Raw genomic sequence first — 17,669 nt, forward strand, 5'->3', positions numbered from 1 at the left:
CTTGAGGACAGCCAGCGGCGGGCGGCCAGTAGGGGGGCCGCCCGCCGCTGACCCAGTCCGGGCACTAGCGCAGGGTGCCGAGGATTGAACGCTGGATGACGACGGCGGCGGCGCCCCGGGCCCACTCGCCGAAGTCGGTCGGCTGGCGCTTCAGCCGGATCGGCGTGGCTTCCGGATCCCGGTGCTTGGCAATCGCCGCGTCAATCCTCTCGGGGGCAACTCCGGCAAGTTCCATCCCCTCACCGGAGAGCACGACGAGGTCAACCATCGTCAGGTTTCCGACGGCGGCGATCAGCGTTCCCAGGGCGGTGCCGGCGGCGTCCATCACCGCCCGCGCAACGGGATGGCCGGCGCGGGCCAGATCGAGGATGTCCTCATACCGGCACTGCTGGCCCGTGGTGGCGGCGACCTGGGCGCAGATCGCCGGGATGGTGAGGACGGCTGAGGAACATCCGCGGTGTCCCTCAAAGCACAGGGGGCCCGATGGGTCGAGTGGGTAGTGGCCGAGAAGGCCGAGGCCGGCATCCGGCGGCGCGATGACGGCGTCGTTGAGCACCAGCCCGTACCCCACGCCGGCGCCGACGGTGAGGACGGCGAAGTCGGTTTCCCCGCGTCCGCCGCCGAACCAGTGTTCGGCCATGGTGAGGGCGACGACGTCGTTCTCAACCGCGACCGGAACCGCGACTTCGGCCTCGATCAGCTGCGCCAGGGGCACATCGCGCCAGCCGAGGAACGGTGCGCGGACCACGACGCCGTCGGCGCTGAGCTTCCCGCCGATGCTGATGCCGACGCCGCTGAACTGCGCGGCGCCGCCGAGGTCCTCGATCACCGCCAGGATGGTTGCCACAACGTCACGCACCTCGTGGCTGGGCAGGAGCCGCTCGGCCGTAGCCAGCGCATCCGAGCGCAGGTTCGTCGCAACGCCCGCCGCGCTTGTGCCGCTGAGCTTGATGCCGACGAACCGGTGGGCTTCGGGGACGATCTCCAGCGGGCGGGTCGGGCGGCCGACGCCGCCGGAGACCAGTTCGTTCCTCTCGCGCACCACTCCGGCGTCGAGCAGTGGTTTGCTGAGCCGGGTGAGACTCGCGCCCGAGAGGCCGAGGCGGGAGGCCAGATTGGACCTCGAGATCGGGCCGTGAATCAGCACCTCGCGCGCAATGCTGCGGACGGGACTGTCCGGGGAGAGAGCGAGGACTGATTCCATGGCCGCCTCCGGAGACTCCGTCATTATTTTCACCGTAACTGTAACACCGCCCAGGAACTACGCAGGAAGGCCCTGGATGGGTGTCCTGGAGCCTTTTGACACTCTACTTTATTTCAAGGTAAAAATAATCTCATGTTTATACAGCGCCGGGTTCGAGCGAAGATCTTCGTCACCGCGGCCGCGACAGCGCTGATGCTGTCCGCCTGCGCGCCCACTGACACCGACGTCGTGACCCTCGATTTCTTCCAGTTCAAACCGGAAGCCGTCGGCAGTTTCGACAAAATCATCAGCGAGTTCGAAGCCCAGAATCCAGGCATCAACGTGGTGCAGAACCATGTGCCGAATGCCGACACCGCCATCCGAACGCTGCTGGTGAAGAACAAGACACCCGATGTCCTGACCCTCAACACCAACGGCAACTACGGCAAACTCGCCGAGGCGGGCGTCTTCGCCGACCTCAGCGACCATCCCGCCGCCGACACAGTACTTCCGGCGGTCAAGGACATCGTCCAGGAACTCGGCTCCCGCACGCCCTCGGAGGTCAACGCGCTGCCGTTCTCCAGCAACGCCAGCGGCGTCCTGTACAACAAGGACCTCTTCGCCAAGTACGACGTGGACCCGCCCCGGACCTGGGATGAGCTGATCGAAGCGGCCGAAACCTTCAAGGCCAACGGCGTGACGCCCTTCTACACAACGCTCAAGGACGCCTGGACCGTTGGGCCGGCCTTCGTGAACCTCGGCGGCGCCCTCCAGCCCGAGGGCTTCTTTGAGGATCTGAAGTCCAGGGACGGCAAGGTGTCCTTCTCCAAGGACTACCCGGAAGCGGCGGAGAAGCTGAAGACGCTGTTTTCCTACGGCCAACCCGATGCGGCGAGCAGGGACTACAACGCGGGCAATGCGGCCTTTGGCGCCGGCGAGGCGGCGATGTACCTCCAGGGCAGCTACGCGATCCCGGCTATCCGGGCCGCCAACCCTGACGCCAATATCGGCTCATTCCCCTACCCGGCCAGCAACGACCCCGCCGAGACAGTCGTCGTCTCCGGCGTCGACGTCGGGATCTCCATCGGACGCGACACCGAGCACCCCGAGGAGGCCCGCAAGTTCACCGAGTTCCTCCTCTCCCAGGAGGTCGTCGAGGCGTATGCGAAGGAGCAGAGCGCCTTCTCACCCCTGAAGGCGAGCCCGCCCAACGAGGACCCGGCGCTCGAGGGGCTCGCCCCCTACTTCACCGAGGGACGCCTGATCGGCTTCATCGACCACCAGATCCCCTCGAGCCTGCCGCTGGCGCCGCTGCTCCAGGAGTTCGCCCTCGGAGGAAGCACCGACAACCTCCTCGCATCACTGGACAACGAGTGGAACAAGATCGCCGCCCGCACCATCAGCAATGAGAAGGACAAACCATGAGCACGCTGACCAGGCCGAACGTCGGCCGCAAGACCCCCCGGGTCTTCTACTTCATGGTCCTTCCGGCGCTGGTGATCTTCGCGGTGTTCCACACGGTGCCGCTGCTGAGCGGAATCTACTTCAGCTTCACCAACTACGCCGGCTACGGTGAGTGGTCCTTCGTCGGGCTGAGCAACTACATCAACCTCTTCCGCGACGACCGGATCCTCAACGCCTACGGGTTCACCTTCCTGTTCGCCATCGTCTCCACCATCGCGGTCAACGTCATTTCCCTGGCCGTGGCCATCGCGCTTAACGGGCGGATCAAGTTCAAGACGGGCTTCCGCGGGATCTTCTTCATCCCGAACATCCTGTCGATCCTCATCGTCGGATACGTCTTCAACTACCTGTTCTCCAACTCGGTGCCCGCGATTGCCGAGGCGCTGGGAATCAACGCCCTGACCACGAGCATCCTCGCCGGCGCCGATACAGCCTGGATCGGCGTGGTGATCCTTTCCGTCTGGCAGGCGGCCGCCTTCAACATCATCATCTACCTGGCCGGGCTGCAGACCATCGGCGGTGAGCTGTACGAAGCGGCCTCGCTCGACGGCGCCTCCTCATGGCGGCAGTTCCGGTCCATCACCTTCCCCCTCATCGGGGCGTTCTTCACCATCAACATGGTTCTGTCCCTGAAGAACTTCCTGCAGGTGTTCGACCAGATCGTCTCCCTGACAGCCGGCGGACCGGGCACATCCACGGAATCGATCTCCCTGCTCATCTACCGGGGCGGGTTCGAGGGGGGCGAATACGGCTACCAGACCGCCAACGCCGTGATCTACCTCATCGTCATCATCGCCATCTCATTCGTCCAGCTGCGCATCCTGCAGCGCAGGGAGGCTTCCTTCTAATGACAGCTACAGCAGAATCGGCAGCGCCACGTACCGCTGCCCCGTCCGGGCCCAGCCCCACGGCGATGCGGCGCGACCGCCCCAAGATCAACTGGTGGCTTACCGCACTCGTCGCGGTCTGTTCCCTGACGGTGCTCATCCCGTTGTACCTCGCCGTCGTCACCGCGCTGAAGACACCAGACCAGCTCGGCGGCACCGGATTCGAACTGCCCATCGGTGCCCGCTGGGAAAACTTCGCCGAGGCGTGGACCACGGTCAAGTTCCCCCGGGCCCTGCTCAACACTGCGTTGGTGACGGTCGGGGCGGTGCTGCTGACGCTCCTGACGAACTCGATGGTCGCCTACGCCATCGCCCGGAACCTTCACCGGAAGTTCTTCAAGGGCCTCTACCTCTACTTCATTGCTGCCCTCTTCGTACCGTTCCCGATCATCCTGCTCTCGGTGGTCAAGGAAACCGCGATCCTGGGCCTCGATAACCAGCTCGGCCTGATACTGCTCTACACGGTGTACGGACTCTCGTTCAACATCTTCGTCTACGTGGCCTACATCCGCTCGATCCCGCTCGAACTGGAGGAGGCCGCCCTCACCGACGGCGCCAGCACCTGGACGATCTTCTGGCGCATCATCTTCCCGCTGCTTGGGCCGATGAACGCCACCGTGGGCATCCTCACCTGCCTGTGGGCGTGGAACGACTTCCTGCTGCCCCTGGTGATCCTCTCGGACCCGGCCGCCCAGACCCTCCCGCTGGCCCAGTTCATCTTCCAGGGCCAGTTCAACACCAACTACCCGGTGGCCTTCGCCTCCTACCTGCTGGCCCTGGCGCCGCTGCTGCTCGTCTACCTGTTCGCCCAGCGCTGGGTTGTCTCCGGCGTCATGCGCGGCTCGACCAAATAAACTCTCACAGACACCGAAAGGAAACCCCGCCGTGGCTACAAGCACCGCCGAAATTTCCGCACAGACCGGCTCCATGTCGGATCCCAACTGGTGGCGCCAGGCCGCCGTCTACCAGATCTACCCCCGCAGCTTCGCCGACTCCAACGGCGACGGCCTGGGCGACATCCGGGGCATCACCTCGCGGGTTCCCTACCTGATGTCCCTGGGCGTGGACGCCGTCTGGCTCAGCCCGTTCTACCCCTCGGCCCTGGCCGACGGCGGCTATGACGTCGATGACTACCGAAACGTCGATCCGAAGCTCGGAACACTCGAGGACTTCGATGAGCTGGTCGCCGCCCTGCACGGTGCCGGGATCAAGCTCATCGCCGACATCGTGCCCAACCACACCTCCAACCGGCACGAGTGGTTCCGTGAGGCCCTGGCTTCGCCGAAGGGATCTCCGGCCCGGGAGCGGTACATCTTCCGCGACGGCAAGGGCCCGGACGGCTCCGAGCCGCCCTCGGACTGGGAGTCAGTCTTCGGCGGGCCGGCCTGGGACCGCACCGAGGACGGCCAGTGGTACCTTCACCTCTTCGCCCCGGAGCAGCCGGACCTCAACTGGGACAACCGGGAGGTGCGCGATGACTTCCTGAAGACGCTGCGCTTCTGGTCCGACCGCGGTGTCGACGGCTTCCGGGTGGACGTGGCCCATGCGCTGACCAAGAACCTCACCGACCCGCTTCCCTCGAAGGCAGAGCTGGGCGCCGAGGACGAGAACCTCAACGGCGAGCACCCCTTCTGGGACCGCGACGAGGTCCACGAGATCTACACCGAATGGCGCCAGGTGTTCAACGAGTACGACCCGCCGCGCACCGCCGTCGCCGAGGCCTGGGTCCACGCGACCCGGCGGGCCCGCTACGCCAGCCCGGACGGGCTCGGCCAGGCGTTCAACTTCGACCTGCTGCGCGCCGACTGGAACCCCGGCCAGTTCCGCAGCATCATCACCACCAACCTCACCGAGGCCGAGAACTCCGGCGCCTCCTCGACGTGGGTCTTCTCCAACCACGATGTGGTCCGCCACGCCACGCGCTACGGCCTGCCCCCGGCCGGTGACGGCAAGCCCACCGGCATCGACTGGCTGCTCAGCGGCGGAACTGCCCCGGAGCTGGACGCCGAACGCGGCCTCCTGCGTGCCCGCGCCGCCTCCCTGCTGATGTTCGCGCTGCCCGGCTCGGCCTACCTGTACCAGGGTGAGGAGCTGGGCCTGCACGAGGTGGCCGACATCGCCGACGAAGCGCGTCAGGATCCGACGTTCTTCCGCAACCCGGGCGTCGAGGTCGGCCGTGACGGGTGCCGGGTGCCGCTGCCGTGGACCGCCGACGGGCCCTCCTTCGGCTTCGGAGGACACACGGCCCACCTGCCCCAGCCGGACTGGTTCTCCGACTCCGCCGTCGAGGTGCAGGAGGAGGCCCAGGACTCGACCCTGAACCTCTACCGCAGTGCCCTGGCGCTGCGCCGGGAACTCCAGACCACCGAGCAGCTCGACTGGGTTCCCACGGCACCGGAGGTCCTTCACTTCACCCGCTCCGGCGGGTGGCACTCGGTGACGAACTTCGGCACCGACCCGGTGGACCTGCCGGCGGGCCGGGTTGTGGTGAGCAGCGCACCCCTGGTCGACGGGAAACTTCCCGCCGACACCACCGCGTGGGTCATCGCGGAGGCCTGAACACTCCACGGCGGGAACATCCCGCGATGGCGCTTTCGACGCTGAACCATCAACGACGGCGGGCGGTCACCTACTGGTGGCCGCCCGCTGGCGTCCGGGCAGGAGCGTCTCCAGGTGGGCGATGATCGCCCTCACTCCCACCTCGAATCCGAGGTCGGAGCGCCGTCCATCAAGGGAGGCCTGTGTGAAGGCATCGTGCAGGGCGGGCTGCGCAGCGGGATCGGCCACCCACGCCGACTCCGGGGACGCCCAGTCCAGGGCGGAGCCCAGCATGAAGCTGTCGAGCGCCGTGACGGCGACGACCACGTCATTGTGCCCGAAGCCCGCCCCGGCAAACAGGGCTGCGAGCTGTTCATAGATATCGAGGGTGGCCTTGTCCGTCACTGCCTCACCGACCAGCAGCGGGATGGCCTTGGCGTGCTGGCCCAGCGCGCTGCGGTAGCTGCGCGCCCACGCCGCCGCCCGGTCCTGCCACTCGGGGCCGGCGGTAAAGAAATCACCCGACGCCAGCGCGTCCGATCCAATGACTGAACGGATCCCGTTGATGATTTCCGGACGTCCCTGGACGTGGTGGTAAATCGAGGAGGGGCTGACGTTCAGCCGTTGCGCCAGGCTGGGCAGGGTGAAGTCCCCAAACTGGTCGACCAGCTCAAGGGCTGCCCGGTAGATCTTTTCGGGCGACAGGATCGCCTGGCGTGGACGCCCCATGGTCCCTCCCGTCCTGGGGTGCGCTGCCGCACCTCCGCCGTCGTCCGTGCCGGCGGAAGGCCCGCCGGCAGTCCTAGAACACGATCACGCTCCGGGCCCGCTCGCCCCGGCGCATCGCCTCGAAGGCCTCATTGACCTCGTTCAGCGTAATCCGATGCGAGATGAGCTGATCAACGGGCAGGCGCCCTGCGAGGAACAGCTGTGCGAGGCGGGGGAAATCCCGGCCGGGCACCGTGGAGCCATAGTTGGATCCGATCAGGGACTTTCCGCCCTCGGCAAGCGCCAGCGCGTCGATGGAGATGGGGGAGTCCTCGGGCGGAAGACCAACGATCACGGCCTTGCCCCCGGCCGCGATCAGCGACGGAAGGGACTCAATGGTCGAGACCCGTCCGATAGCCTCGAAGGCGTACGCGGCCCCGCCGCCCGTCAGCCGGTGGACCTCGTCAGCGAGCCCGTCCGAAGGTGTAAGGGTATGGGTGGCACCGAAGGCCTTCGCCGCCACGAGCTTCTCCTCGTTCAAATCCACGGCGATGATCGGATTCGCGCCGACGAGCTGCAGCGCCATGATGATCGAGAGGCCAACCCCTCCGGTCCCCACCACGACGGCCGAGGTTCCGGCCTCTACCCCGGCGTCGTTCACCACAGCACCGAAACCGGTCGCGACCGAGCAGCCGATGAGGCTCGCGACGTCGAAGGGCACCTCGCGCGGGATGCGGATGGCGCCTGCCTCGGGGACCACTGCGTACTCGCTCATCGAACCGACGCTCAGGTACGGGAACGCTTTCTCGCCGTCGAGTGAGAGCGGGGTGCTGCCGTCGGGCAGCAGGCACTCCTCCGACCGGCTGCCCGTGCACACGTAGGACCGCCCCGACACGCAGGCCGTGCAGCGCCGGCAGGGGTAGAACCAGGAGAGGATGACGGAGTCGCCGACGGCGACGTCGGTGACACCCTCGCCGACCGCCTCCACGGTGCCGGCACCTTCGTGCCCCATCACAGTGGGGGAGGGCAGGGTCCAGTCGCCGTCGAGCACATGGCGGTCCGACCCGCAGACCCCCGAGGCTCCCATGCGGACCAGGACCGTCCCCGGGGCGGGGTCGGCCACCTCGACACTGGTCAGGTCGAGATCCCGCGTACCTGGCCGATGCACCGCGGCGCGTGAGAGGCGGCTCATGCGCTTTCCCCAACCTTCGCCGCGGCGGGTGCATAGCCGCCGATGCCCCGGCGGACATAGAGGACCCGCGCCAGCACGTAGTAGACGACAGCCCCCACGATGGCCGAGGGCAGGGATGCGGTGATGTAGCTGAAGACCGGCAGGGTGGTGAGCGTGACCGGGTTGTAGATCACCAGGTAGAAAACGGCTCCGGCGGCGACGGCACCGAGCCCGGCCCAGTTGATGCCGGTGGAGAAGTGATAGGCGCTGTCGCTGCGGTGGCGGTAGAGGTGCTCGAGTTCGACCCGCTGACGGCGCAGCACGAAGTAGTCGGCGATGATCGCCCCGCACATCGGGGCCAGGAAGGCGCCGCTGAGCGTCACGAAGGTCATGAACCGCAGGTACATAAAGCCCGGGAAGAAGGCAAGGATGGCCGGCAGGACGAAGAATGCCGCACACAGCCAGGCCCACCGGACCCGGGTGAGCAGGTTGCCGCTGGCCTGCCGGATGGCAAGCACCGTCGAGTAGACGATGGACGAGGTGCTGGTGATGTTGGCGAAGGCGATGAACAGCAGGATGAACGCGCCGAGCAGCGGGCCGCCGAAGGGAAGCATCCAGACCGTCGGGTCGGAGTCACCGAGGGTGAGGGCCGCGGCCATGCCGACGATCTGCGCGATCAGAGTGGCGCCGAGCAGCCCGCCGTAGGAGGGCCACAGGGCCGCCCGCGGCGTCTTGGTCAGACGGGCGAGGGAGCCCATCACGGGGTACCAGGACACCCCGACGCCGGCGTTGAACTCCACGGCCAGGGCGAAGTTGAGCCGGTCGTCCTCGAAAGGCGCCAGCGGTGCTGCCGTGAGCAGCGCGTCCCACGAGGTGTTGAGGACGAGGAAGATCATCAGGAACACCGTGACGACGATCAGGCCCGGTGCGATGAACTTGTTGAACCGGCCGATGGTCACCGGCCCCCGGGAGAGGATCCACCAGGAGACGGCGATGGCGACAAGCGCGAAGAACGTCACCATGAGGCTCTCCGGGCCGAAGTCGGTGCCGAAGGTCGAATTCGACACCTGGGTGACCGCCCGGCCCACCATGATCGCGAGCAGCGACGACCAGCCCATCTCGGTGATCAGGATGACGGTGAAGACGAGGATACCCACTCCGACCAGTCCGAACACCGGCCGGAGGATGGTGTACTGCTCGACGCCGTAGCGCTGGCTCGCCACGACGCTCGCGAGGATCATGAAGCCGAGGCCGATCGCATTGCCGATGACCATGGCGGCGATGCCCTGCTGGAAACCAACCAGAAGGGCCGTCGACCCGCCGACGAGGAACGCCCAGGTCGCGATGGCGAGGCTGATGTTGACGCCGGTGAAGTCGGATCCATTCCAGATCCGCTCCCGAAGGAGCAGGGGGAGTGAACCCAGGGATCCGCCGTTTTCACCGTCCGTTCCAGGCCTGCCGCGCTCGCCGCGTGCGGTGCTCACAGGACCAGCACCAGGAAGCCGAGCAGGGTGATGCCGAGGGTCACGGCCGTGAACAGGCCGAGGTCCCGCCCCGAGAGGGCGTTCCGCGAAGGATCGCCCTGTTCGTGGGCCGAGATTTCGGCGAGCCGTCGGCGAAGCTCGGCCGCCGTCGTGGTGTCAGCTGAATCCATTGGTTCGGGTCTCCAATAATCGAATGTCATTCGGTTTTCGACCAATGGTTGTGCCTATCATGAGTGCTGTCAATGGATTTGATCGATTTTTTCAGGTGGTGCGCCGGGACCGGCCGACGCCCGGGGAGGAGGAGCCATGCCTGCAATGGCAGTGCTGCAGGCCGCGGGGGTGGTCGACGCCGTCGAGGAGAACCTGCGCCGGATCGACGGCTATGCCGTGCGCGCAGCCGAGCAGGGGGCTGAACTCCTGGTGACCCCCGAACTCTTCGCCACCGGGTACGCCCCGGCACTCGTTGTCGATTCGGACGGTCAGGGTATCCGGGGCGAACTGGCTGGTATCGCCCGCCGGCGCGGCATCGCGCTCGTCGGATCGACGGTCGAGGCCGCGGGGGATCGGCACCACATCAGCGCCTCGCTGTTCGACGGGCAAGGGGCCGAGCGCACCCGGTACCGGAAATCGCACCTGTTCGGCCCCGAGGAAAAGTCGGTCTTCACCCCGGGAGACGACCTCCCGGACCTGGTGCCCCTGCTGGGCCTCTCCGTGGCGCTGGGCATCTGTTACGACATTGAATTCCCGGAATTTTCACGCAGCGCGGCACGCCGCGGTGCCGACCTGCTGTGCATCCCCACTGCCGTTCCGACGACAGGGGACGTGGGCGGACGTCCGGCGGAACTGACATACAACGCGGAACGGATCTCCACCCTGCTGGTGCCGGCCCGTGCGCTCGAGAACGGCGTCTACATCGCCTACGCCAACCACACGGGCCCCGATTTCACGGGCCTCAGCAGCATCGCGAGTCCGTATGGCACCTTCCTCGGGCTCGCCGGCGGTGGGGAGGAACTGCTTGTCGCCGAGGTCGATCACTCGGAAGTGGACCGGGCACGCGGCCTGAACACCTACCTCACCTGCATGCGCCCGGCGCTGTACGGCTGATCCGGCACAGCACCGCCCTGTCGATTCGGCACGGACATCGGAACGTCGGAATTGTGCGAACGGGAGCGGGCGGTCACCCATCGGTGACCGCCCGCTCCCGTTGGTCCTGCTGCGGACGTTTTGGAGGTTACTCGGCGAGGGCCTTGATGACTTCCTTGGCGACGTCTTCGCTCGACTGCGGGTTCTGGCCCGTGATCAGGTTGCCGTCCCGCACCACGACGCTGCTCCAGGCGGCCGAGGTCTCAAGGACCGCGCCCCTCTCGCGCAGCACGTCCTCGACGAACCAGGGGGTGTTCTCGCCGGTGCCGCCGGCGAGCTCCTCCTCGTTGGTGAACACGGTCATGCGCCGTCCGGCGAAGGCAAAGCCGCCGTCCTCGTCCACGGCGCTGAGCAGGCCGGCCGGGCCGTGGCAGAACGGCGCGATGACCTTGCCCGCGTTGTTGGTCTCCACGAGGATCCGGCCGAAGTCCTTGTTCTCCGCGAGGTCGGCCATGGGACCGTGGCCGCCGGGCATCACGACGCCGTCGAAGTCGGACGCGCTGACGTGTGCCAGGACCAGGGGAGATGAAAGCTCATTGTCGATGTCCGCGAGGTAGGAGCGGAAGTCCTCGGCCTTGGCGGCGCCGCCGATCTGCTCCGGGTCGAGACTCGCCGCATCGATCGTCGGCTTGACCCCGCCGGGGGAGGCGAGCTGCACCGAATGCCCGGCCTCACGGAGGGTGCGGTGCGCGACGACGAGCTCTTCGGCCCAGACGCCGGTTGGGTGCGAGCTGCCGTCTTTCATGGTGAGGGCGTCGGCGGACGATACGACCATCAGGATTCGGGCCATGGGTTGTACTCCTTCACGGGCGCGCCCGGCGGGCACGCCGATCGGTTGATTGGTGTCCTTGGAGTCAGCCTACCCGGGCCGGTTTCTTGTGCCCGGTTCAGCTTCGAGCGTTACCGGGCGGATTCGAGTTGCGCGTAGGTTGCGTCATCGAGCGCGATGCCGAGGGCGCCCATATTGTCCTCGAGGTGCTCCAGCGAGCCGGTGCCGGGGATCGGCATCATCACCGGCGAGCGGCGCAGCAGCCAGGCCAGGGCGACCTGGGAGGCACTGGCGTTCAGCCGCCGGGCTGCCTCGTCCACGGGTCCGCCGGAGAGGGCCAGCTCGCCGGCGGAAATCGGAGCCCAGGGGATGAAGCCGATCCCGTTTTCCGTGGCGTAATCCAGGACGTCTTCCGAGGCGCGGTCGGTGAGGTTGTACCGGTTCTGCACGGTGGAGACGGTGAAGTACTTCGAGGCCTCCTTCAGCTGGTCCACCGTGACCTCGGACAGGCCGAGGGCCTTCACCTTCCCCTCCTGCTGGAGGTCACGGAGGGTGGCAAACTGCTCCCCGGCGTCGACCTTCGAATCGATCCGGTGCAGCTGGAGAAGGTCGAGGGAGTCGACGCGGAGTTTGCGGAGGCTGAGTTCGGTCTGCTGGCGCAGGTATTCGGGACGGCCGACGGCGACCCACCGGTTGGGCCCGGGCCGGGTGAAGCCGACCTTCGTGGCGATGCGCACGCCCTCCGGGTAGGGGTAAAGGGCCTCGGCCAGAATCTCCTCGCTGACATCGGGCCCGTAGGAGTCCGCGGTGTCGATGAAGTCGACCCCGAGCTCGACGGCACGGCGCACGACGTCGATGGCGGTGCCGCGGTGTGCCGGCTCACCCCAGATGCCCGGACCGGTGATGCGCATGGCGCCGAACCCCAGCCGGTGGACCGTACCGAGGTCCTTGAGGTCGATGGTCGGGGACAGAGTCGTTGCCGTGTGTGGAGTATCAGTCATACTGCCGCAACGGCCGGGCCGGGCTGGTTGTTCCACCGGGGGTGACCGGCGTCACTGGGGACCCTAGGGCCTCAGGTCCAGCACCGGCATGCCCTCACGGAGCTCCTTGAGCCTTTGCGCATGGAGCTGCAGCGCCTGATCCTCCTCGGTGGCGGGCGTATACGCCGGCACAGGGACGGCACGTCCGTCGTCGTCCAAGGCCACGAAGACGCTCAGGCACTGCGCGGCAAGGTGCATCACCTGGTCCTTCGGGTCGGCGGCACGGACGCGGAGCCCGATGTGCATGCTCGACGTTCCGGTCATCAGCAGCCTCGCCTCGATCTCCAGGAGGTGGCCTACCGGGATGGGGCGGTGGAAGTGGATGCCGCCGGCGTAGACCGCGGCGGTGTTCTGCCGGCACCACCCGGTGGCGCAGGCGAAGGCCGTCTCGTCGATCCAGGCCATCACCGTGCCGCCGTGGGTCTTTCCGCTCCAGTTCGCGTCGGTGGGCGCCGTGAGGAACCGGAAGGTCATCTGCGGCCCGGACCCGGCCGCGGTGTAGGTGGTGCGGGCCACCTCCTCCTTGATCTCCGACCGGATCGGGATGCGCTCCGCGGCCGCGGCATGGAAGGCGCGTTCCTCATCGGTCGAGGGGGTCCATTCGGAAACGCGCCGGGGGGCGCCGTCGTCGTCGACGGCAACGAATACCAGGAGGCACTCGGTGGCCTCCTCGTACCGGCCGGAGCGGGGGTTCGCGGAGAGGACGCTGACCAGGATGTGCATGCTGGTGCTGCCGGTGTAGATCAGCTTGGCATGGGCCTCGATCAGGCTGCCGGCGGGGATCGGCCGGGTGAACCGGACGTCCCCGACATAGGCGGTGACGCAGTAGCCGCCGCTCCACCCGACGGCGCAGGCGAACCCTGCCTTGTCGATCCACTCGAGCACCCGGCCGGCCTGTACGGTGCTGCCGCCGACGGCGACGTCGGTCGGCGCGGCGAGGAAGCGCAGGACCATGGTGCCGCGGGAGCTCATCGGGTCATCCACTGCGCCCGCTCACCCGTCCCCAACCGCCGCGAGGGCGCGGGCGACAGCGGCGATCGACTGCTCGACGTCGTCCTCGTCGGTGGACCAGTTGCTCACGGAGATCCGGAGCACCGCCCGGTCGTGCCACCGGGATCCGGACATCCACGCCGTTCCACCGGCCAGCAGGTTCTCGGTGACCCGCCGGGTGCGTTCGTCGTCCCCAAAGCTCACACAGACCTGGGTGAAGGCGACCTCGTTGAGAATCTCCGCTCCGGGCAGCCGGGCGATGCCGTCGGCCAGGGCGCGCGCGTGCCGGGCGAGCCTCTCCACGAGGTCGACGGTGCCGGAGCGGCCGAGGGAACGCAGGGCGGCCCAGACCGGGACACCCCGCGCCCGGCGGGACAGCTCGGGAACCTTCTCGAGCGGGTCTCCCGGGCCCGAGACGTCGGCGATGAGGTAGCTCGTGTGTACCCCGAACACCCCGCGCATCACCTCGGGCCGGGCGACGAAGGCCACCCCGCAGTCGTAGGGGACGTTGAGCGTCTTGTGGGCATCGGTGGCCCATGAGTCGGCACCCTCGATGCCGGCAAGCTGCCCCCGGTAGTGCGGGCTTGCCGCGGCCCACAGGCCGAAAGCGCCATCGACGTGAACCCAGGCGTCCCTCGCATGAGCGACGGCGACCGCCTCGGTCATGGGGTCGGACGCCCCGGAATGGAGGTTGCCTGCCTGAAGGCAGACAAGGGCGGGGCCCTGGCCGGCGTCCAGGGCCGCTGCAAGGGCATCGGGCCGAAGGCGGCCCTGGGCATCCGCCTCGACGACGGTCGGGGCGCCGAGCCCGAGGTAGCGCAGGGCAAGGTCGATGACGTCGTGCCGTTCGGCGCCAACGAAGACCCGGACGCGGGGGCCTCCGGAGAGGCCGTCCCGGTCGAGGTCCCAGCCGGCCCTGTCGAGGACGACCTGGCGTCCGGCGGCGAGGCCCACGAAGTTCGCCATAGTGGCCCCGGTGGTGAACCCGACGCCGCTTCCTGCCGGGAGGCCGAGCAGCTCAAGCAGCCATCCCCCGGCGGCCTCCTCGGCGGCCACCACGGCCGGTGTGGCGAAGCGCAGCCCGGCGTTCTGGTCCCATGCGCTCACCAGCCAGTCAGCACCGAGCGCCGCCGGCAGGGTGCCGCCGATGACCCAGCCGAAGAACCGGCCGGACGGCATGGACATCAGCCCCGGCTCGGCGAGAAGGGCAAGCTCATCGATGACCCGTGCGGGATCGGTCGGTTGATCGGGCAGGGGAGCGGCGAACTGCGCGGCGAGTTCGTCTGCCGTACGTCCGGGCGGCACTGCACGCGAGGGGATGGACGCGAGCCACTTCTCAGCGTGAACCCTCGCCCTCTCCAACGCGTCGCCATAGGCGTCCGGCCGGGCCGACATGCGGCCACCTTAGCAGGGACGGCCGCCCGTGCCGAGGCCTTCCCCGGGCCGGATTTCTGACGTGCCCGCCGTCAGGTAAGTTCCTCAACCCGCCGCAGCGCCTGCTCCACCTCGTCCCGTGCATCCTCGGCATTCCGTTCGGCCGACTCCTTCGCGCGCCCGGCCTCGGCGGCTTCGGCGTCCAGCCCGTCCAGTTCGCGCTGCAGCGCCTCGAGCCGCTCGTGGAGGTCCTCGATGGAGGCCGCCAGACCCTCCCGCTTCACCGCGATCCGGTGTGCGCGCTTCTGCAGCGACCCGGCCTCGTCTGCGGCCTGCCGGGCGGCGGCTTCGGCCACCGACAGCTCTTCGCGCGCCCGCGCCAGTCGTGCCGCGCGGTGCGGGTCATCGGCCGGCGTGCCGCTCTCCCTGGCATCCCCACCGGCCCCTGGCAGGTCCTCAAAGGGCCCGGCGACAGCGCCGGTCAGGTCCACCGGTTCCCACCCCGAGACCTGGAGCGGGCGGACGAGCCGGCCGGTGAGGACAGCCGCCGCCGCGCCGGGGTCGGTCATCGCCGCCCGAAGGGTTCCCTCCACCTCCGGCAGCGCGGAGACGCCGACCGGGTGGCCGAGCCCGGCGGCGAGGTTGAGGCTCTGCCGTGCGATGCCGGCCAGGAGCCGCTGCCGCTGCTGCCCCAGCGCGTGAAGGCGGGCCCGGTCGGTGGTTTCCTGGGCCTCGCGCAGGGATTCGCCCAGGGCCAGCACCTGCTCGATCTCCTCCCGCTGCCGGTCCACCAGGAGGTTCACCAGCCACGCCGCTGTCGAGGCCTTCCGAAGCTTCCGGAGTGCACCGCCCAGGTCCTTGTCCCCGGCCGCAGCGGCCTCCTTCGCCCGGTCGTCCCGGGCACGGGTGAATTCGTCGAGGGGCAGCGCGTACAGTTCAGCTGCCGCTGAGGCCAGATCCATCTGTCCTGCCTCTCGTAGGGGATCGGAGATGCCAACACTGGCAAAGACGACACCGTGGGGCAAGACCGCCGCCGTGCCGGACGGCTCAGTGGAGGCGCAGGATGCGAACAGGTAGTTGCCGTCCGCACCCGCCGCTATCGGAAACAGGGAAGTACTCCTATGATGAGCGTGTTCCGCTGATTTCGAGCAGGACAGATGGGGGGCGGAATGGTCTTCCCGGTGTATTTCAGGTCCAGGAAAGAAGGGCTGAACCCATGAACGAGGAAGACCTCCGACGCATCCGCATTGCCGCAGCCGACAAGGAGGCGGCGGCCTTCGAACTCGACCACGCCTCACTTACCCTTGAGGAGGCTGTCGTGGAGGCGCTGCGCCACGGCGAGCATCCGGCCCTCATCGCGGAGGCGGCCGACCTGCCCGAGCCCGAGGTGGTCGGCCTGTCGGGTGCGCCGGCGGGGGTAAAGGAAATCCAGCCCGAGTGAAGCCGCTGTTCTCCTCCGGGCGTCTGGAGGGGAACGAAGGCGGCGTTGGCATTTGTTAGAAAAGCTACCTATATGCTTTCCTAATGGTTTCGATGAACGCTGTTGAGCCGAATCCCTTCCCCGTCATCCCCTCACACAGACAGAGCAGAACACATGCCCAACAAGAGCAGACTCACCCCGGAGGAGCCGTTCCCCGAGGACCTTACAGAGCTAAGGGACGAGTCGGTCGAGGTCCTGCACAGCAAGATTCACCGCGAGATCGATGCTGAGTACGACGAGCTGGGGGAGCTTGTTCCGGAGACCGAGTTCCGCCTCGAGGAGCTGACGGAGGAACTGGACCGCAGGGACGAGGACGCGGAGCTTGACTCCCGGCCCGTCGCCGAGGTGACCGTCCTCAAGACCGCAGACGAGGACGAGGAAGAGGCCAACGCCTGATTCCCAGGACCCACCCGGGCCACGGGCGGCAGCTCAGGCAGAACCGCGCAGTATCAGGGACGTGCCCAGGCGGGTGACCCGTTCGACCGGGCGGCCCTCGATCAGCGCAACGAGCGTTTCCGCCATCCGCGCGCCCAGGCGGGTCACCGGATGGTGGACTGTCGTCAGGGCCGGGGTGAGTGCCGCCGCGAACTCATCGTCATCGAACCCGACGACCGCCACATCCCCAGGAATCCGCAGCGAGTGCGATTCGAGTACCGAGTACGCGCCGGCGGCCATCTGGGCGCTCGCCACGAACAAGCCATCGATCGGGGCGCCGCGGGCGAGGAGCCGGCGCATCGCCGCCGCCCCCGAGGCGGGGCTGAAGTCCCCGAACTCGACCCTCGAGGAATCCAGGCCTGCACGGGCCAGTGCCCTGCGCCAGCCGGCGAGCCGGTCAATTCCGGCGGACATATCCTGCGGCCCGGCGATGGTGGCGATGTTCCGCCGCCCCCGCGACAGAAGGAGGTCCGTGGCGGTGGCCGCACCCGACTCGTTCTCCACCTCGACGTAGTGGCTCCCGGCCTCTCCGACCAGTGGGCGGCCGGCAAAGACAACCGGCAGGGACCCACTCACCCGTGCCCAGGAGTCGTCCCCGCTGTGATGGGACACCACGAGGGCCCCGTCCACATTCCCGCCCAGCAGGTAGCGCCGGGTCTTGTCGGGTGTGGACTCCGAGGACAGGATCATGGTGAGGGTGTACTCGGTTTCCGCCAGGTAGCCGGCGATGCCCTCGATGACCGAGGCGAAAAAGGGGTCGGTGAAAACCTTCGAGGTCGATTCCGGGAGCACCAGCGTCACCGCCTGCGTCCGCCTGCTGGCCAGCGAGCGTGCGGCACGGTTCGGGACATAATTCAGTTCCGCGATGGCATCCCGGACAGCCCGTGCGCGCTGCGGGTCCACCGACGGGGAATCGTTCACCACCCGGGAGACGGTGGCGCGCGAGACCCCGGCCAGTGCCGCCACCATTTCGAGGGTCGGTGCCGGCCGGGCCCGGCCCGGA

At 67.9% G+C, this 17,669-nt stretch carries 18 protein-coding genes; 7 read left to right on the forward strand and 11 right to left on the reverse strand.

Annotation, left to right across the window (positions count from 1 at the left end):
• Nucleotides 1-64 precede the first annotated feature (64 nt).
• Entirely contained in the window at nt 65-1,228 is a 1,164-nt protein-coding gene (locus E2F48_RS05690; RefSeq protein WP_246018535.1) for an ROK family transcriptional regulator, read from the reverse strand.
• Between the two features lie 108 nt (nt 1,229-1,336).
• Here E2F48_RS05690 and E2F48_RS05695 point away from each other — a divergent pair, with 108 nt between their 5' ends.
• The 4 genes from E2F48_RS05695 to E2F48_RS05710 all read left to right on the forward strand — a co-directional run bounded on the left by E2F48_RS05695 (nt 1,337) and on the right by E2F48_RS05710 (nt 6,093).
• Entirely contained in the window at nt 1,337-2,608 is a 1,272-nt protein-coding gene (locus tag E2F48_RS05695; RefSeq protein ID WP_133403037.1) for an ABC transporter substrate-binding protein, read from the forward strand.
• Nucleotides 2,605-3,495 (forward strand): carbohydrate ABC transporter permease, encoded by an 891-nt coding sequence (locus E2F48_RS05700; protein ID WP_120167168.1) that lies wholly within the window; start codon nt 2,605-2,607, stop codon nt 3,493-3,495. The genes E2F48_RS05695 and E2F48_RS05700 overlap by 4 nt, the downstream gene beginning before the upstream one ends.
• Complete coding sequence (locus tag E2F48_RS05705) at nt 3,495-4,388, forward strand: carbohydrate ABC transporter permease (protein WP_133403038.1); 894 nt, start codon at nt 3,495-3,497, stop codon at nt 4,386-4,388. The genes E2F48_RS05700 and E2F48_RS05705 overlap by 1 nt, the downstream gene beginning before the upstream one ends.
• A gap of 73 nt (nt 4,389-4,461) precedes the next feature.
• Nucleotides 4,462-6,093 (forward strand): glycoside hydrolase family 13 protein, encoded by a 1,632-nt coding sequence (locus E2F48_RS05710; protein ID WP_133403394.1) that lies wholly within the window; start codon nt 4,462-4,464, stop codon nt 6,091-6,093.
• Between the two features lie 66 nt (nt 6,094-6,159).
• Here E2F48_RS05710 and E2F48_RS05715 read toward each other — a convergent pair whose 3' ends face one another.
• The 4 genes from E2F48_RS05715 to E2F48_RS17275 form a co-directional block, all read right to left on the reverse strand.
• Nucleotides 6,160-6,801, reverse strand: coding sequence for a TetR/AcrR family transcriptional regulator C-terminal domain-containing protein (locus E2F48_RS05715; protein WP_133403039.1), 642 nt, complete (start codon nt 6,799-6,801; stop codon nt 6,160-6,162).
• A 73-nt stretch (nt 6,802-6,874) separates the two neighbouring features.
• Nucleotides 6,875-7,972 carry an alcohol dehydrogenase catalytic domain-containing protein gene (locus tag E2F48_RS05720; RefSeq protein WP_133403040.1) on the reverse strand — a complete coding sequence of 366 codons (1,098 nt, stop codon included), beginning with the start codon at nt 7,970-7,972 and terminating at the stop codon, nt 6,875-6,877.
• A complete protein-coding gene (locus E2F48_RS05725) occupies nt 7,969-9,435 on the reverse strand; it encodes a purine-cytosine permease family protein (RefSeq protein ID WP_133403041.1) in 1,467 nt (488 codons plus the stop codon). The genes E2F48_RS05720 and E2F48_RS05725 overlap by 4 nt, the downstream gene beginning before the upstream one ends.
• Complete coding sequence (locus E2F48_RS17275; RefSeq protein WP_165968700.1) at nt 9,432-9,605, reverse strand: hypothetical protein; 174 nt, start codon at nt 9,603-9,605, stop codon at nt 9,432-9,434. The genes E2F48_RS05725 and E2F48_RS17275 overlap by 4 nt, the downstream gene beginning before the upstream one ends.
• Nucleotides 9,606-9,741: 136 nt before the next feature.
• Here E2F48_RS17275 and E2F48_RS05730 point away from each other — a divergent pair, with 136 nt between their 5' ends.
• Entirely contained in the window at nt 9,742-10,539 is a 798-nt protein-coding gene (locus tag E2F48_RS05730) for a nitrilase-related carbon-nitrogen hydrolase (protein ID WP_133403042.1), read from the forward strand.
• Between the two features lie 127 nt (nt 10,540-10,666).
• Here the strand turns inward: E2F48_RS05730 and E2F48_RS05735 are convergent, their stop codons facing one another.
• From E2F48_RS05735 to E2F48_RS05755, 5 genes are all read right to left on the reverse strand, one after another.
• Nucleotides 10,667-11,368: a type 1 glutamine amidotransferase domain-containing protein gene (locus tag E2F48_RS05735; protein WP_133403043.1), complete on the reverse strand. Its 702-nt coding sequence runs from the start codon at nt 11,366-11,368 to the stop codon at nt 10,667-10,669.
• Between the two features lie 110 nt (nt 11,369-11,478).
• Entirely contained in the window at nt 11,479-12,348 is an 870-nt protein-coding gene (locus E2F48_RS05740; RefSeq protein ID WP_133403044.1) for an aldo/keto reductase, read from the reverse strand.
• 63 nt (nt 12,349-12,411) lie between these two features.
• Nucleotides 12,412-13,359, reverse strand: a complete 948-nt coding sequence (locus E2F48_RS05745; protein ID WP_133403045.1) for an acyl-CoA thioesterase — start codon at nt 13,357-13,359, stop codon at nt 12,412-12,414.
• A gap of 21 nt (nt 13,360-13,380) precedes the next feature.
• A complete protein-coding gene (locus E2F48_RS05750; protein WP_133403046.1) occupies nt 13,381-14,772 on the reverse strand; it encodes a pyridoxal phosphate-dependent decarboxylase family protein in 1,392 nt (463 codons plus the stop codon).
• A gap of 71 nt (nt 14,773-14,843) precedes the next feature.
• Nucleotides 14,844-15,713: a hypothetical protein gene (locus E2F48_RS05755; RefSeq protein WP_133403047.1), complete on the reverse strand. Its 870-nt coding sequence runs from the start codon at nt 15,711-15,713 to the stop codon at nt 14,844-14,846.
• Nucleotides 15,714-15,967: 254 nt separating this feature from the next.
• On the opposite strand from E2F48_RS05755, the gene E2F48_RS05760 reads away from it, so the two are divergent.
• Nucleotides 15,968-16,192 carry a hypothetical protein gene (locus tag E2F48_RS05760; RefSeq protein ID WP_133403048.1) on the forward strand — a complete coding sequence of 75 codons (225 nt, stop codon included), beginning with the start codon at nt 15,968-15,970 and terminating at the stop codon, nt 16,190-16,192.
• A gap of 153 nt (nt 16,193-16,345) precedes the next feature.
• Nucleotides 16,346-16,627 carry a hypothetical protein gene (locus E2F48_RS05765; protein ID WP_185149795.1) on the forward strand — a complete coding sequence of 94 codons (282 nt, stop codon included), beginning with the start codon at nt 16,346-16,348 and terminating at the stop codon, nt 16,625-16,627.
• Between the two features lie 33 nt (nt 16,628-16,660).
• Here the strand turns inward: E2F48_RS05765 and E2F48_RS05770 are convergent, their stop codons facing one another.
• Entirely contained in the window at nt 16,661-17,635 is a 975-nt protein-coding gene (locus E2F48_RS05770) for a LacI family DNA-binding transcriptional regulator (protein WP_133403395.1), read from the reverse strand.
• Between the last annotated feature and the right edge of the window lie 34 nt (nt 17,636-17,669).

It is taken from the genome of Arthrobacter crusticola (assembly GCF_004357995.1).
Lineage (GTDB): Bacteria > Actinomycetota > Actinomycetes > Actinomycetales > Micrococcaceae > Arthrobacter_D > Arthrobacter_D crusticola.

Excerpts from the sequence above, each read along its gene's own strand:
- E2F48_RS05760 (WP_133403048.1), top strand. The coding sequence starts at position 15,968 with ATGAACGAGGAAGACCTCCGACGCATCCGCATTGCCGCAGCCGACAAG.
- E2F48_RS05700 (WP_120167168.1), top strand. The coding sequence starts at position 2,605 with ATGAGCACGCTGACCAGGCCGAACGTCGGCCGCAAGACCCCCCGGGTC.
- E2F48_RS05690 (WP_246018535.1), bottom strand. The coding sequence starts at position 1,228 with ATGACGGAGTCTCCGGAGGCGGCCATGGAATCAGTCCTCGCTCTCTCC.
- E2F48_RS05730 (WP_133403042.1), top strand. The coding sequence starts at position 9,742 with ATGCCTGCAATGGCAGTGCTGCAGGCCGCGGGGGTGGTCGACGCCGTC.
- E2F48_RS05750 (WP_133403046.1), bottom strand. The coding sequence starts at position 14,772 with ATGTCGGCCCGGCCGGACGCCTATGGCGACGCGTTGGAGAGGGCGAGG.
- E2F48_RS05705 (WP_133403038.1), top strand. The coding sequence starts at position 3,495 with ATGACAGCTACAGCAGAATCGGCAGCGCCACGTACCGCTGCCCCGTCC.
- E2F48_RS05745 (WP_133403045.1), bottom strand. The coding sequence starts at position 13,359 with ATGAGCTCCCGCGGCACCATGGTCCTGCGCTTCCTCGCCGCGCCGACC.
- E2F48_RS05710 (WP_133403394.1), top strand. The coding sequence starts at position 4,462 with ATGTCGGATCCCAACTGGTGGCGCCAGGCCGCCGTCTACCAGATCTAC.
- E2F48_RS05715 (WP_133403039.1), bottom strand. The coding sequence starts at position 6,801 with ATGGGGCGTCCACGCCAGGCGATCCTGTCGCCCGAAAAGATCTACCGG.
- E2F48_RS05770 (WP_133403395.1), bottom strand. The coding sequence starts at position 17,635 with ATGGTGGCGGCACTGGCCGGGGTCTCGCGCGCCACCGTCTCCCGGGTG.
- E2F48_RS05695 (WP_133403037.1), top strand. The coding sequence starts at position 1,337 with ATGTTTATACAGCGCCGGGTTCGAGCGAAGATCTTCGTCACCGCGGCC.
- E2F48_RS05755 (WP_133403047.1), bottom strand. The coding sequence starts at position 15,713 with ATGGATCTGGCCTCAGCGGCAGCTGAACTGTACGCGCTGCCCCTCGAC.
- E2F48_RS05735 (WP_133403043.1), bottom strand. The coding sequence starts at position 11,368 with ATGGCCCGAATCCTGATGGTCGTATCGTCCGCCGACGCCCTCACCATG.
- E2F48_RS05765 (WP_185149795.1), top strand. The coding sequence starts at position 16,346 with ATGCCCAACAAGAGCAGACTCACCCCGGAGGAGCCGTTCCCCGAGGAC.
- E2F48_RS17275 (WP_165968700.1), bottom strand. The coding sequence starts at position 9,605 with ATGGATTCAGCTGACACCACGACGGCGGCCGAGCTTCGCCGACGGCTC.
- E2F48_RS05740 (WP_133403044.1), bottom strand. The coding sequence starts at position 12,348 with ATGACTGATACTCCACACACGGCAACGACTCTGTCCCCGACCATCGAC.
- E2F48_RS05720 (WP_133403040.1), bottom strand. The coding sequence starts at position 7,972 with ATGAGCCGCCTCTCACGCGCCGCGGTGCATCGGCCAGGTACGCGGGAT.